The organism is Gilliamella sp. B3482 (genome assembly GCF_026536805.1).
Classification (GTDB): Bacteria; Pseudomonadota; Gammaproteobacteria; order Enterobacterales; family Orbaceae; genus Gilliamella; species Gilliamella apicola_E.
In genome coordinates this window covers 654,200-668,279 of the sequence record NZ_JAFNNL010000001.1, presented here as the reverse complement: position 1 = coordinate 668,279, position 14,080 = coordinate 654,200, and the positions used below count along the sequence as shown (strand labels likewise).

Annotated in this window: 12 protein-coding genes and 1 tRNA gene; 12 read left to right on the top strand and 1 reads right to left on the bottom strand. The window is 33.2% G+C overall.

Annotated features, from left to right (window positions below; translation table 11 throughout):
• Positions 1-8: 8 nt before the first annotated feature.
• Complete coding sequence (ppc, locus tag J3U18_RS03030; RefSeq protein WP_267352883.1) at positions 9-2,651, bottom strand: phosphoenolpyruvate carboxylase; 2,643 nt, start codon at positions 2,649-2,651, stop codon at positions 9-11.
• Between the two features lie 323 nt (positions 2,652-2,974).
• Between ppc and J3U18_RS03025 the strand changes: the two genes are divergently transcribed.
• The 12 genes from J3U18_RS03025 (at position 2,975) to J3U18_RS02970 (ending at position 13,632) form a co-directional block, all read left to right on the top strand.
• A complete protein-coding gene (locus J3U18_RS03025; RefSeq protein WP_065562425.1) occupies positions 2,975-3,466 on the top strand; it encodes an NADH-quinone oxidoreductase subunit J in 492 nt (163 codons plus the stop codon).
• 1 nt (position 3,467) lies between these two features.
• Positions 3,468-3,770: an NADH-quinone oxidoreductase subunit NuoK gene (gene nuoK / locus J3U18_RS03020; RefSeq protein ID WP_065562424.1), complete on the top strand. Its 303-nt coding sequence runs from the start codon at positions 3,468-3,470 to the stop codon at positions 3,768-3,770.
• Positions 3,767-5,614 carry an NADH-quinone oxidoreductase subunit L gene (locus J3U18_RS03015; RefSeq protein WP_267352882.1) on the top strand — a complete coding sequence of 616 codons (1,848 nt, stop codon included), beginning with the start codon at positions 3,767-3,769 and terminating at the stop codon, positions 5,612-5,614. Before nuoK ends, J3U18_RS03015 begins: the two co-directional genes overlap by 4 nt.
• 17 nt (positions 5,615-5,631) lie before the next feature.
• Complete coding sequence (locus tag J3U18_RS03010) at positions 5,632-7,170, top strand: complex I subunit 4 family protein (RefSeq protein ID WP_267352881.1); 1,539 nt, start codon at positions 5,632-5,634, stop codon at positions 7,168-7,170.
• Between the two features lie 207 nt (positions 7,171-7,377).
• Positions 7,378-8,880 (top strand): NADH-quinone oxidoreductase subunit N, encoded by a 1,503-nt coding sequence (locus J3U18_RS03005; RefSeq protein WP_267336672.1) that lies wholly within the window; start codon positions 7,378-7,380, stop codon positions 8,878-8,880.
• Positions 8,881-9,003: 123 nt separating this feature from the next.
• The gene (yajC, locus tag J3U18_RS03000; protein ID WP_065562420.1) at positions 9,004-9,333 is read left to right on the top strand and encodes a preprotein translocase subunit YajC; all 330 of its coding nucleotides are present in this window, start codon (positions 9,004-9,006) and stop codon (positions 9,331-9,333) included.
• 45 nt (positions 9,334-9,378) lie between these two features.
• Positions 9,379-11,235, top strand: coding sequence for a protein translocase subunit SecD (gene secD, locus J3U18_RS02995; protein WP_081303426.1), 1,857 nt, complete (start codon positions 9,379-9,381; stop codon positions 11,233-11,235).
• Positions 11,236-11,247: 12 nt separating this feature from the next.
• The gene (secF, locus tag J3U18_RS02990; protein WP_416380083.1) at positions 11,248-12,246 is read left to right on the top strand and encodes a protein translocase subunit SecF; all 999 of its coding nucleotides are present in this window, start codon (positions 11,248-11,250) and stop codon (positions 12,244-12,246) included.
• A gap of 120 nt (positions 12,247-12,366) precedes the next feature.
• Positions 12,367-12,442: transfer RNA gene (locus tag J3U18_RS02985), tRNA-Ala, on the top strand.
• Positions 12,443-12,526: 84 nt separating this feature from the next.
• The gene (locus tag J3U18_RS02980) at positions 12,527-12,844 is read left to right on the top strand and encodes a chorismate mutase (RefSeq protein ID WP_065562418.1); all 318 of its coding nucleotides are present in this window, start codon (positions 12,527-12,529) and stop codon (positions 12,842-12,844) included.
• Position 12,845: 1 nt separating this feature from the next.
• Positions 12,846-13,361, top strand: coding sequence for a ClbS/DfsB family four-helix bundle protein (locus tag J3U18_RS02975; RefSeq protein ID WP_267352880.1), 516 nt, complete (start codon positions 12,846-12,848; stop codon positions 13,359-13,361).
• A 37-nt stretch (positions 13,362-13,398) separates the two neighbouring features.
• The gene (locus J3U18_RS02970) at positions 13,399-13,632 is read left to right on the top strand and encodes a hypothetical protein (RefSeq protein ID WP_267352879.1); all 234 of its coding nucleotides are present in this window, start codon (positions 13,399-13,401) and stop codon (positions 13,630-13,632) included.
• The last annotated feature ends 448 nt before the right edge of the window (positions 13,633-14,080 follow it).

The following is a 14,080-nucleotide window of genomic DNA, read 5'->3' as shown; positions in this document are numbered from 1 at the left end:
CCCTTTTTTTATCCTGAATTTCGCATTCCTGCCGCAATACCAGAAATGGTAATCATTAATCCCTGTTCAACTATAGTATTTTCGTTATCATTTTTACGAGAACGACTTAATAATTCTGCTTGTAATAAATTAAGTGGTTCAATATATGTATTACGTAATGCAACAGACTCCGCAATCCAAGGTAAGTCTGCCATCAAGCTAATATCATCAGTAATCGTTAATACGGTATTAATATCTTCGGTTAATAAATTTCTTAACTCCTCTCCTAATGGCCATAATGTCGGAGAAACTAGCCTTTGTTCATAGTACTCATGAATATTCGGCGCTGCTTTAGCGTAAACCATTTCCAACATACCTAAGCGGGCATTAAAAAATGGCCAATTATGATACATATCTTTAAGTTGTTCTTTTTTGCCCTCATTGATAACTTTCCTAAGTGCGCTTCCTGCACCTAGCCATGATGGAACCATTAGGCGATTTTGAGTCCAAGCAAAAATCCACGGAATTGCTCGTAAACTTTCTATTCCCCCACCGGTACGACGTTTTTGTGGTCGAGAGCCTAGAGGTAATCTTCCAAGTTCGGTTTCTGGTGTAACTGATCTAAAATAATCAACAAATTCAGTTTTTTCTCTTATGTAGCTACGATAACATTGGCATGAATAATCAGACATTTCATCCATAATATCACGCCAGACTTGCTTCGGTTCAGGCGGTGGTAATAAATTAGCTTGTAAAATAGCTGATGCATAAAGCATTAAGCTACTAAGTGCAACTTCAGGTAAACCAAGTTTGAATCGAATCATCTCACCTTGTTCTGTAACACGTAAGCCACCTTTTAATGATCCTGGTGGTTGTGACAGTAAAGCGGCATGAGCAGGAGCGCCTCCCCGTCCGATTGAACCTCCACGACCATGAAATAACACCAAGTTAACATTATATTGTTCAAATAAATTAACTAATTCTTCTTGTGAACGATACTGTGCCCATGATGCTGCGAGAGTTCCTGCATCTTTTGCTGAATCAGAATAGCCAATCATAACCATCTGCTTGCCATTGATTTTTTCACGATACCAAGGAATATCTAAAAGCTTTTGCATAACAGATTTTGCATTATTTAAATCTTCTAAGGTTTCAAACAAAGGTGCAACAGGAATATTTTTTTGGCAATCAACAATTTTTAAAAGTAAGTAAACAGCTAGGACATCAGAAGGTGCTTTTGCCATCGAAATGACATAAGACGCAATCGATTCTTCACCTGCTTTTTTGATAACACGGCAAGTATCTAATACTTCTTTAACCATTTCATCTGGTTGCCAATTATAGGGTAGTAATGGTCGATTAGATTGTAATTCAGTTAATAAAAATTCTTGTTTTTCTTCTTCTGACCATGAAGCATAGCTGCCTAAGTTTAACTCTTTAGTTAAGGCGTCTAACGCTTCAGTATGCACTGAACTATCTTGACGTATATCTAATCTAACTAATTGCAATCCAAAACTTTTAATACGTCTTAATGTATCTAATAGTGGGCCATGAGCAATAGTTGACATTCCGTTTTCAATTAATGATTCATAACATGTATAAAGTGGTGTCCATAATTGTTCATTCTTTATTAAAAGATCATTAGGTTCTAAAACTTGTTCATTATTTAATAATGCAACTATGTAGCTATGGGTTTTAGTTAAACGTGAACGTAACTGTTTCATTACAGCCCGATAAGGCTCTGATGCTGTTTTATTTTGTTCATCTAATAAATCAATGACTGATTGGCTACATTCAGTCATTGATAATTCGCGAACTAAAATTTGAATATCAGCTAAAAATAGTTCAATTGCTTTTAATCTAGCTTGCAACATCACCCTTCCTGTAACTTTAGCTGTTACATTTGGGTTGCCGTCTCGATCTCCTCCCATCCAAGAGGTAAATTTCACTGGAACATGTTCAACAGATAGTTCAGCATTGAATGCATCAACTAATTGGTCATTAAACTCTCGTAAGAATAACGGGACGCCTTCCCATAAACTATCTTCAATTACAGAGAATCCCCATTTAGCTTCATCAAGAGGAGTAGGGCGTTTTTTACGAATTTCGTCGGTGTACCATGCTTGGCAAACAAGTTGTTTAAGGCGACGCATGATACGTTCTCTTTCATAATCCGCTAAATCGTTATGATCAAGTTGTGACAAACAATTATTAATAGCGGTATAAGTATTAATCATTGTTCGGCGATTGATTTCAGTTGGATGTGCAGTAAGCACTAATTCAATAGATAAATTATCAATAGCTTGTTCAATTATTTTAGGCGCGAAATTTAAATTTTTAAGTGTTTTAAATAATTCGGTCATTTTTTTAGGGCTGCTCGATGCTTCCCCATGTGGTGAAATTCCATAATACTCAGCAGCAGTATTAACTAAGTTTAAAAATTGATTAAATGCACGTGCAACATGGAGTAAATCTTGATCATTAAGATTTTCAATCAATTTTAGTAATTCATTATGTGCTTGTTTGTTACCTTGTTGAGCTGATTTTGATAACTGCCTTATTTTTTCGACCAAATCGAAAGTTTCATTCCCTGTTGCTCGTTTAATTGCATCGCCCAATAATGTACCTAGCATATTGACGTTGCTTCGCATTGATGAGTATTGGCTATTCATTCTATTCTCTACTTTGTTTATATTTTGCCTAAGAGCCTTTAAGCTGTATGACCAAAATTAAAGAAAAAGGTATAAATATAAGTTAATTGCTCAGGATATATACTTTATAACAATGTTGTATTGAATTTAAATAATAAAATCTTATAGTTTTTATTATTTCCATCGTTTTTATTATATTTGGTAAAAATAACATTCTGGAGACTATATAAAGATAATAAATTATTTAGAAAGAATTTTTTGTATTAACGAAACGTTAGTAAACTGTATATTGTCGTCGATTGGGTATATACTAATATCATTATGAATAAATATTGGATTATCTAATGATCGTTGTTTTTTATATTGCATCGATAATAGCTATTATTGCTAGTTTAAAAGTGATTTTTTGTAGAAGAGTAGAGAAGGCAATTTTATATCTCGCTATTTCACTTTTTGCATCAGCATTAATATTTATTCTGTTACAAACATATATTTCAGCTGCTTTATATATCCTCTTTTTTATTTGCGGTGGCATAATCCTTTTTTGGGGTGTTTCTTTAAAGCTTAAAATTCGTAATGATAATGTTGAAAATAATAAACATGGCATTAGTCCTAAGATTTGGTTGGGACCATTAGTTTTGGCATTCATATTGTTAGTTATTCTTATATATGGTGTAGTAAGCACTGACTATTCACAACTCAAAGAAACACATGAATTAATGCACCAAATGTCAATATATGCTTATATTTTGATGACGGAGTTAGCTGCATTTTTGTTATTAGGTGCAGTAGTTATATCTTATCATTTTATGCATCGAATGTTTTCGGAGAAATAACGTGATACCACTTATGCATGGGCTAATTTTTGCTTCTATCTTGTTTGTAATCGGGCTGTTAGGTGTAATGATTAGACGAAATCTCTATTTTTTATTATTAAGCCTTATTATCATGAATAATGGAGCAATAGCAGCTTTGTTTGTCGCGAGTAGTTATTGGCAGCAATCAGATGGTGGGGTTTTAGCTATCTTAGCTGTAATTACTGTCTTAACTCAAATATGTGTCGGGCTTGCTTTACTTGTTAAATTAATTTATCGACGTAAAAACTTTAATATTGATTCATTGAGCGAAATGAAAGGATGAATTTACTTTATTTAACTATCATTGTTCCATTACTATCTTTTCTAATACAGGTTTGTTTTGGGCGACAAATACAATCCATTAATGTTAAGTTAATCGGAATTAGTACTATATCTATTGTTGGTTTAATAACAATATTTTCATGTATTGATTTTTCTACCAATACCGTCCCAGATATGACACTCGTTTATACAAGAAATCTATGGATTTGGTTTTCTGTCGGTGATTTTGAAGTTCCGATTTCCTTAACTTTGGATGGGTTATCGCTAACTTTTTTAGTGCTAATTTCTTTCTTTGGTTTATTGATCTCTATCTTTGCTGCCAGTTATCTAAAATCACGGGAAGATATTTATACTTTCTATGCATATAGTAATTTACTCATAACTAGCATGTTAACAGTTGTGCTTGTTGATAATTTGTTTGTGATGCTACTCGGTTGGGAAGGTGTGAGTATAAGCACTTACTTACTTATTGGTATTTATTACAAACAGGCTCGTAATGGTTATGCTGCAGTTAAAGCTTTTGTTATGATGCATTTAACCGACATATTTCTAATTATTGGTATATTTTTACTTTATCAAACAGTAGAAACATTAAAAATCAGCGAGATTTTATTTAAAGCACATAACGATTTAGCTATCGATTCAGATATTATCTTTTGGATCACCATTATGTTGTTCCTTGGCGCTATGAGTAAATCGGCTCTTTTTCCAATGCATACATGGTTCACAGAAACCACATTAGCACCAATGCCAGCTGTTGCTTTATTACAGTCTTCAACAGTCATATTGGCCGGAGTTTATCTTGTTTTAAGATTAAGCAATTTGTTTATGATGTCTAGTGATACACTTTATATAATGCTTTTATTTGCATCTTTAACTATTATATTTGCTAGTAGTATTGCTTTGGTTCAAAATGATATAAAACGAATTATAACCTATATTAATTTAGCTCAAATTAGTTACCTATTTTTTGCCTTTTCAACTCAAAGTTGGAATTTATCATTAAATTGTTTGATAAATTATTCTGTAACCAGTACATTATTAATACTAGCTTCAGCAATTTTATTAAAACAATGCCAAGGTGAAAGAGACATTAGCAAAATTGGTGGTTTATTAAAATCTAACGCAATATTATATGCTATTTTTCTAATTATAATGCTTTCACTTAGTGCATTCCCTTATATTTCTGCATCTTTTTATATTAAAGGCGATATTATTTGGAGATTAATGGCACAAGATAGCTTGATGGCTGGCACCATAGGTTTATTAGGTGTTTTATTATCAAGTTTGGGCATTTGGCGCATAATCTTTTTAGTTTTCCATCATACCCATAAAATGGATCATATTATAAAAATTAAAACGATAAATTATTTTCCAATTTTTATATTGTTAATATTTACTACTGCATTATTTATTTATTTCCCATTGCCAATACAAGGAATAATTCCAATAGCCCATCTTGATACTCAGGAACAGTTACCATTTCGGATATTATTAAGTGCAGTGACTTTATTGAGTTTAGTTATTGCTTATATTCTTTATGGGCATCTTAATAGTGAGGTTCATGAAATACTTAATACTCCGATGGTCAAATTTTTAGGAAGATTATGTAAAAGTAATTGGCGATTTGATTTTGTCTTGAACAATATCTTCGTAAAACCTTATATCTATTTAGCGGATTTCCTGAAAAAGGATCCATTAGCGATATGGGACAACTGGATAATGTGGGGAATTAAAAAAATAAACTCATATATTGTTAGCCTAGAAAATGGACAGATACGATGGTATATGGTTTCAATGGTCATAGGTAGCATTATTATATTAATGTTATTGATTTTTATTTAATAAAGGTGTGAACTTTCATGTTGTTATGGCTTGTCTTCTTACCTGTAATTGGCGGATTCATTGGTTGGTTATGTCAAGTATTCTTACAAAGAATCGTAGTATCAACTGATGTACAATTGCGTTGGCAACGTTTACCAATTATGGTTGCTTTCACGACTATATTAATCACATTAATATTAGCCATAATTTTATGGGCGAATGCAATAAATGTAGAACCAGAAACAAGTTGGAGTAAAGAGGTTAATTATGACTGGATCCCATTACTTGGTATCCATTTTCATCTTCTATTGGATGGCCTATCGTTGGTAGTAATTACTTCGACACTTTTCATTGTACTACTAGTTATTATTTATTCTAGCAAAGAAAACCTAAATAACCTTGGGTTGTTTTACTTATGTGTATTATTTATGACATCAGCCATTATGATGTTATTTGTCATTACTGATCTGTTTTTGATGTTTTTCTTCTGGGAAGCGGTAGCTATTCCGATTTATTTCTTAATTTCATTGTGGGGAAGGAGAGATTTAAATTCACAACGCTTCAATGGTGCTAATAAATTTTTAATCTACACACAAATAAGTAGTTTATTAATGCTAATATCTATTGTTTCATTAGCACTAATTAATTGGAATTTAACCGGTCAATGGACTTTTGACTATCAAATTTTAACTAAAACACCAATTTCAAGTAATACTGAATTTTTATTAATGTTAGGATTTCTAGCAGCCTTCCTTATTCGTATTCCTTTAGTTCCTTTTCACAATTGGTTTATTGAAGCACATATTGAATCTTCAACAAGTGGTTCAATGATGATAAGTGGTTTATTACTTAATACGGCAACATTTGGTTTATTACGTTTTGTAATTCCCCTTTTTCCAAACGCGTCTTTGGCCATTATGCCTGTTATTTCAATACTAGCTATGTTTACTGTTTTTTATGCTGCTTTACTAGCATTTAACCAAACAGATATAAAAAAATTAATTGCTTATATCCATATCGCGTTAATGGGATTTGTTACTACAATTATTTATAGTGGATCTGTAATAGCATTTCAAGGCGTTGTTATTCAAATGATAGCCATAAACCTAGCTATCGTTGGCATGTTTATGATTAGCGGATTATTGGCTGAATGCTATTTAACTCGGAATATAAACCAATTTATTGGATTAAAAGAGCAAGTGAGATATCTGTCCTCTTTTACTTTATTTTTTATGTTAGCTGTATTAGGCATACCAGGTACAGCTAATTTTGTTGGTAATTATATGATGTTATTAGGTAGTTATACCTCTTATTCATATTATACAATTTTGTTGGTAATTGGGTTGCTGTTACTGTCAATTTCCTTAATTATTCGTATGCAACCTATTTTTTATGGAGTAGTTGATAAAGTAGATGTAACCAAACACTTTTTAAGTAAAAAAGATATTTTATTATTATCTAGTGTGTTGATTGTTCTAATTTTTATCGGGTTGTACCCTAAGATGGTGTTAGATATATCTTATTCTACTGTCAACCAAACACAGCAGTATATAACAGCAGAACAAGTGGGAGAGTAAAAATTTATGATAGCTTTATTGCCAATATTCATATTGAGCTTTGCCATAATTGTTTTGCTCATAGCGCTTTTTGTTTTTAAAGTAGGAACTAAAAAATGCGCTATTTTAGCTATATCAGGGTTGATATGCGCTTTAATTTGTTCATCAATTCTAGGCTTTAAAATTTCTCATAACACACCCGCAATAACTGATATTAGTAGTGACAATATGCAAATATCTGTACCTACTTCACAAGGTTCAACTGATACTGATTTATCAAGTGAGCAAACTATAGCCGTTGATGAAGTTCCAACGGAAACATCATCCATTCAAAATGACCAGAACTCTGAACCTATGGTTCAACAAGATTTTGTAGGCCCACCTCAGAATGTTATTGATACTACACAAACTGATGATAATACTGATAATAAATGGCGTGCTCATCAAGTTACAGCGTTATTTACCTGTGATGGCTATGGATTACTTTATACCAGTTTGATTTTGATTATTTCTATTGTAGTTGCTTCACTCGCTTATCAATGGTTTGTACAAGAACTGGTCGTACATGGTTTATTCTATGTAATTTTATTACTTATGGCATTAGGCGGCGTAACTTTAGTTTATGCAAGTCATTTAATGTCATTCTTCCTAGGCTTAGAATTACTTTCGATACCATTTATTGGATTGATCGGTTATCAATATATACAAACACATGCGTTAGAAGCTGCGATCAAATATATGATTCTATCTGCAATAGCTAGTTCATTTTTGTTAATGGGAATAGCCTTCTACTATGCAACAACTGGAGAGCTTACATTTAGTGGTTTAAGTTACCAGCTTTCAACCATGAATTATCAAAGTACATTATTATTAATTGGCATTTGTTTAATATTAGTGGGAATTGGTTTTAAGCTTTCACTGGTACCTTTTCAACTTTGGTTGCCTGACGTTTATCAAGGTGCGCCGACTGTAGTAGCATTATTATTATCAACAGTAGGAAAAGTGGCAGTATTTTGTGCTATTGCCAGATTATTTTTACTTGCGCCAATTGTTAATAATGAAACAATTCGTATTATTTTGGTGATTATGGCTTTTTGTTCAATACTATGGGGTAATTTATCTGCTTTAATGCAAAGTAGCTTAAAGCGTTTATTAGCTTATTCATCCGTAGCTCACTTTGGTTATTTATTACTTGCTTTAATTGCGGTGCAATATCAAGTATTGGCCTTAGAAACCATTGGTGTATATTTGATTGGTTACATTCTTGCCAATATCTGTATTTTGGGCGTGATCAGTTTAGAATCACATTCCAACGAGTTACAGGATCATGAAAACGAAGTCGATCTTTCAGGATTATTCTGGCGTCGTCCTGTTTTAGCATTAGCAATGGGTATAGGTTTACTCTCTTTAGCCGGTGCTCCACTGACAGCTGGTTTTGTTGGGCGTTTCCTTCTAATATTGTTGGGTGTAACGGCTGAATTATGGTGGTTAATTGCGGCAGTGGTTATTGGTAGCACACTAGGACTTTATTTTTATGCAAGACTTATTCTCAACCTTTATATCAAACCATCCAATGATGAACAGCTGAATTCGAACATCAGATTAAAATGGCAGGATATAAAAATGAGCGAATTGCTAATTGTTCTTGCAGCAGTTTTAACGATTGTATGTGGTGTCTATCCAAAATGGTTAGTTAACTTAGTTAGTATGGCTCAATATTTAACGACTTAATTATTTTTGTTACTTTCTTGAGATTGATTAAAAAGACATTGACAAGAAATAGTTAATTATCGACATATTTATTGTGTTATAATTCTGAACTTTAATATTTTTGTAATAATTAAGAGGACCGATATGGACTTTTTTATTTCTAATGCATATGCAGCCGATGGCGCTCAGCCTGGTGCTGATTATTTAATGCCAATTATGTTAGTGGTATTCGGGTTATTTTTCTATTTTATGATTATGCGCCCACAACAAAAACGCGCTAAAGCGCATCGTGAGTTAATGGCATCAATTTCTAAAGGTGATGAAGTATTAACTAATGGTGGACTTATTGGTCGAGTTTCAAAAGTTAACGACAATGGCTATATTGCGTTAGAGTTAAATGATACAACAGAAGTTGTTATCAAACGTGACTTTATCACATCTGTTTTACCAAAAGGAACAATGAAATCATTATAATAAATTTCATTGTATTAATTATCTAATTCCACAAGAGAAAATGTCGTGCTAAATCGCTATCCTTTGTGGAAGTACATTATGTTGGTCGTCGTAATTTGCGTCGGCCTGCTTTATGCGCTTCCAAATATTTATGGTGAAGATCCTGCTATACAAATTTCAGGTTCAAACGGTACCGAAATTAATGTTGCTATGCAAGATAAAGTTAAGCAACTTTTGGTGAAAAACAAAATTGAACCTAAATCACTCGTATATGAAAATAAATCTATTTTAATTCGATTAAGTGATAATGATACTCAGCTTAAAGCTAAAGAATTAATATCACAAGAATTAGGTGAAGATTATACTGTTGCGCTAAATCTAGCACCAGCAACACCATCGTGGTTAGCTGTGATTGGCGCCGAGCCAATGAAATTAGGCCTCGATTTGCGCGGCGGTGTTCATTTCTTAATGGAAGTAGATATGACTACTGCATTAAGTAAATTGACAGACCAGTCGATTGAAAATTTAAAAGCAGAGTTTAATAAAAACAATCTTGTATATAAAACAATCAGCAAAAATCCTAATCAACAAATAACAATGCAATTTGATAATGTTGAAGATCGAAATAAAGCTATTACTAAGATCAATGGATTACAAGATTATGAGTTAACTTCACAAGATGAAAACAGCATTGTCATTAGTGTTAGTCAACAGAGACTGCAACAAGCGAAAAATGATGCAGTTCAACAAAATACTACCATTTTACGTAATCGAGTTAATCAGTTAGGTGTGGCTGAACCAATTGTTCAACGCCAAGGCTCAGATCGTATTGTGGTTGAATTACCCGGTATCCAAGATACTGCATTGGCTAAACGCATTTTAGGTGCGACAGCTACCCTTGAATTTAGGCAAGTGAATGATGATAGCTCAATTGACTTAGCTGCAATTTTAAACGGCAATATGCGTGTTCCATATGGTTCTGAAATAAAATATATGGAAAACGGCCGACCAGTTTTACTTTATAAACGTGTAGTATTAACAGGTGATCATATTACCGATTCTTCATTTAGAGTAAACGAATATAGCCAACCAGAGGTTTCTATCACTCTTGATAGTGCTGGTGGTAAAACCATGCTTGGTTTCACGCAAAAAAATCTGAAAAAAGCAATGGCAACACTTTTTGTCGAGTATAAAGATACTGGAAAACGTGATGAAAATGATAAACCTATTCTTGAAAAACAAGAGAGAGTCATCAATGTCGCAACTATCCAAGGTATTTTTAGTGACCGATTCCAAGTAACAGGCATAAGTAGTATTGATGAAGCTAAGAATTTATCATTATTACTTAGAGCTGGTGCGTTGATTGCTCCGATTCAAATAATTGAAGAACGAACAGTAGGTCCTTCAATGGGGCAAGAAAATATCACACAAGGCTTAGAATCTTGTGTTTGGGGATTATTAATTTCTGTCATATTTATGCTGGTGGTTTATCGCCTATTTGGAGTATTTGCAAGTCTTGCACTGGTAGCGAACTTAATTTTGATTGTTGGCACCATGTCATTATTACCAGGTGCGACATTGAGTATGCCAGGTATTGCCGGAATAGTTTTAACCGTAGGTATGGCAGTCGATGCTAATGTATTGATTAACGAGCGAATAAAAGAAGAACTAAGTAACGGACGAGGTGTTCAACACGCAATTAGCGAGGGTTATGCGGGTGCTTGGAGTAGTATTTTTGATGCCAACATCACCACACTGATTACTGCGGTTATTCTTTATGCGGTTGGTACTGGCTCAATTAAAGGCTTCGCTATTACATTAGGTATCGGTATTGTAACATCGATGTTTACCTCGATCGTAGGGACTCGAGCATTGGCCAATCTTATTTATGGTGGTCGTCGTGTTGATAAGTTATCAATTTAGAGGTTTATTGTGATTGTTGATAAAAAAGAAAATCATGATGTTAGAGAGCTAAATCATGGCCGCAGAGTCCTCGACTTTTTAAAATTTGGTTTTATTGCTTTTGCCATCTCAATGATATTAGTTGTGGCGTCATTTGTAATAATTTTTGTTAAAGGATTTAATCTTGGACAAGATTTTACTGGTGGAACAACTGTTGAGTTAACCGTTACTAAAGCTATAAACCTTGATGACCTACGTAACAGTTTACGTGATGAGGGCTATCATGAACCAATCGTTCAATATTATGGTAGCAGTAAAGATATCATTATTCGACTACCAACTGCCAACCAAAGTGAAGGTAGTGTATCATCAACGATTGATAATGCATTAGGTATGAAAATTTCAAATTTAGTGCATAAAAATATTGATAGTAATGCTGAAATTAAACGAATTGAATTCGTTGGCCCAACAGTTGGTACTGAATTAGCTCAAGATGGAATATTAGCGATTTGTGCTGCTTTAATCTGTATTTTAATCTACATTGCGTTTCGATTTGAATGGCGATTTGGTACCGGTGCTGTTGTCGCATTAGCGCATGACGTTGTAATAACCGCAGGATATTTATCGTTATTTAATCGAGAGTTAGATTTGACTATTATCGCAGCGATGTTATCTATCATTGGTTATTCACTTAATGATACCATCGTTGTATTTGACCGAATTCGTGAGAATTTTAGAAAAATTCGACGTGCGTCGCCATACGATGTGATCAACATCTCACTAACTCAAACATTACATCGAACCTTAATGACATCAGGTACAACCTTAGCTGTTGTTATTATTTTGTATATATTTGGCGGTTCAATGTTAAAAGGTTTTTCTGAAACATTAGGCGTAGGGATTGTGTTAGGCACGATATCATCAATCTATGTGGCTGCATATATGTCACTTAAGTTAGGTGTTAAACGTGAGCACTTTATGCCACCAAAAGTTGAAGTTGAAGGTGCAGATCAAAACGCAATTATTCGTTAATTATTTATGCTCTGTCATGGTTTGGCAGAGCTTTATTAGACTGTTTTTTAAGCGAATAATACCAAACTATTTGACACCCTCTAACTAGTTGCATATTATTAGCCAAAGTTTTACCTATTTGGGGCCATAGCTCAGCTGGGAGAGCGCAACGCTGGCAGCGTTGAGGTCAGGGGTTCGATCCCCCTTGGCTCCACCAATTCCCCATTTCTTAAATCAAATTCTTTCAAATACATATATCTAGTGCTAAGATAGCAAAACAATTCACTATTGAGTACTCTATATGATTCAATACCATTCAAAAATATTAGCTAATGAATGTCGTGATATGAATGATATTCGAGCTGAAATCGACAGAATAGATCATTTGGTAATTCAATTATTAGCCGCTCGGTTCGAGTATGTTAAAGCTGCAAGCCAATTCAAAAAAAATGTCACTGATGTGCAGGCTCAAGCTCGTTTTAACAGTATGTTAGAGCAACGTATGCTTTGGGCTAATGAGTTGGGACTTGATGGTGAAGTGATTAAACAATTGTATGCTAACTTAGTTAAATATTTTATCAATGAAGAAATGAAACATTTTAATAAGGCAAATAAATAAGATGAATTATGAAAACAAACAGCATCTATTGGATGAGATAAATAAAACTGCTAAGCTATTTATTGATGAATTCAGCGAATTATCCGAACTAGATAAAGATAAGTTAATAGATGGAGTAGATCGAACTCCAAGTCAAATGATTGCTTATCAGTTAGGATGGTTGGATCTTGTTAAGTCTTGGGATGATCTTGAACTTGCTGGACAAACCCCAATATTACCAGCAGAAGGCTACAAATGGAATCAGTTAGGCACATTATATCAACACTTTTATAAGATTTATCAGGATTATTCATTACAACAACTGATTAAATTATTTAATGAGAAACTTGTTATCTGGAATAATTGGATTAACTCATTAGATGATAGTACACTTTTCATAAAAGACACGCGTAATTGGACTAAACCTTTTCCTTCAGCATGGACTGTTGCACGATTTATCCACATTAATTCTGTTGCACCATTTAAATCCTTTAGAGCTAAAATTAGAAAATGGAAAAAATTAAATTCAAATCAGTAAAATCATAACATTTATTCCCCAAAAGATAAGGAACTGTATGGCTTTTTCAGAACAAGAAAAGAAACACCTTTTAGAACTAAAATACGTTGGCGATAAAATCATAGAAAGATTACAACAGATGGGATTCGATTCATTTGAAAAGTTGCGTAATACTACTTTAGATGAAATACTGAATAAAGGTGCCTTATTAACCGGATCATCATGTTGGAAAAACAGCCATCAGGCAAAAACCGCAATCCAAAATATTTTGGCTTTGGCCAATCAATGTTAATTGATTTTTTTACGTAACTATTAAATTTATTTCTATATAGACGTGATAAATCCTAATTTTAAGTTATTATTTTTAACAATATGGTATCTACACACGGCGACATCTAGATTGTGGTAAGGTAAAAGATAATAATCATTTGATTGTTCGACTGGTTGGCACTTTCCCCAATATTGATAAAATGATTCACACATTAAAAAGGATATCCCTATTTTTATCAGCCAATTGTTTGAAATATGAAGCTGAGTATCACCATTAATATTAGAATAATAAAAGAATATTGGCTAAATTGCTAAATTTTTATACTCAAAAACCCCGTTCCTCAACTTTTTTTAATTGGCTATCACATTTGCCTACTAAAAATATTCGGTTAACGATAAGAGGATATATCTTAAACAAATATCGATAAATATTAATGGGGTAATTAAGATTAGCTATTAAGTTTATTAAT

Bases quoted from the DNA above. Each gene is read 5' to 3' on its own strand.
- J3U18_RS03005 (WP_267336672.1), top strand. From the start codon at position 7,378: ATGCAAATATCTGTACCTACTTCACAAGGTTCAACTGATACTGATTTA.
- yajC (WP_065562420.1), top strand. From the start codon at position 9,004: ATGGACTTTTTTATTTCTAATGCATATGCAGCCGATGGCGCTCAGCCT.
- J3U18_RS03025 (WP_065562425.1), top strand. From the start codon at position 2,975: ATGATCGTTGTTTTTTATATTGCATCGATAATAGCTATTATTGCTAGT.
- J3U18_RS02975 (WP_267352880.1), top strand. From the start codon at position 12,846: ATGAATTATGAAAACAAACAGCATCTATTGGATGAGATAAATAAAACT.
- J3U18_RS03010 (WP_267352881.1), top strand. From the start codon at position 5,632: ATGTTGTTATGGCTTGTCTTCTTACCTGTAATTGGCGGATTCATTGGT.
- J3U18_RS03015 (WP_267352882.1), top strand. From the start codon at position 3,767: ATGAATTTACTTTATTTAACTATCATTGTTCCATTACTATCTTTTCTA.
- ppc (WP_267352883.1), bottom strand. From the start codon at position 2,651: ATGAATAGCCAATACTCATCAATGCGAAGCAACGTCAATATGCTAGGT.
- J3U18_RS02970 (WP_267352879.1), top strand. From the start codon at position 13,399: ATGGCTTTTTCAGAACAAGAAAAGAAACACCTTTTAGAACTAAAATAC.
- J3U18_RS02980 (WP_065562418.1), top strand. From the start codon at position 12,527: ATGATTCAATACCATTCAAAAATATTAGCTAATGAATGTCGTGATATG.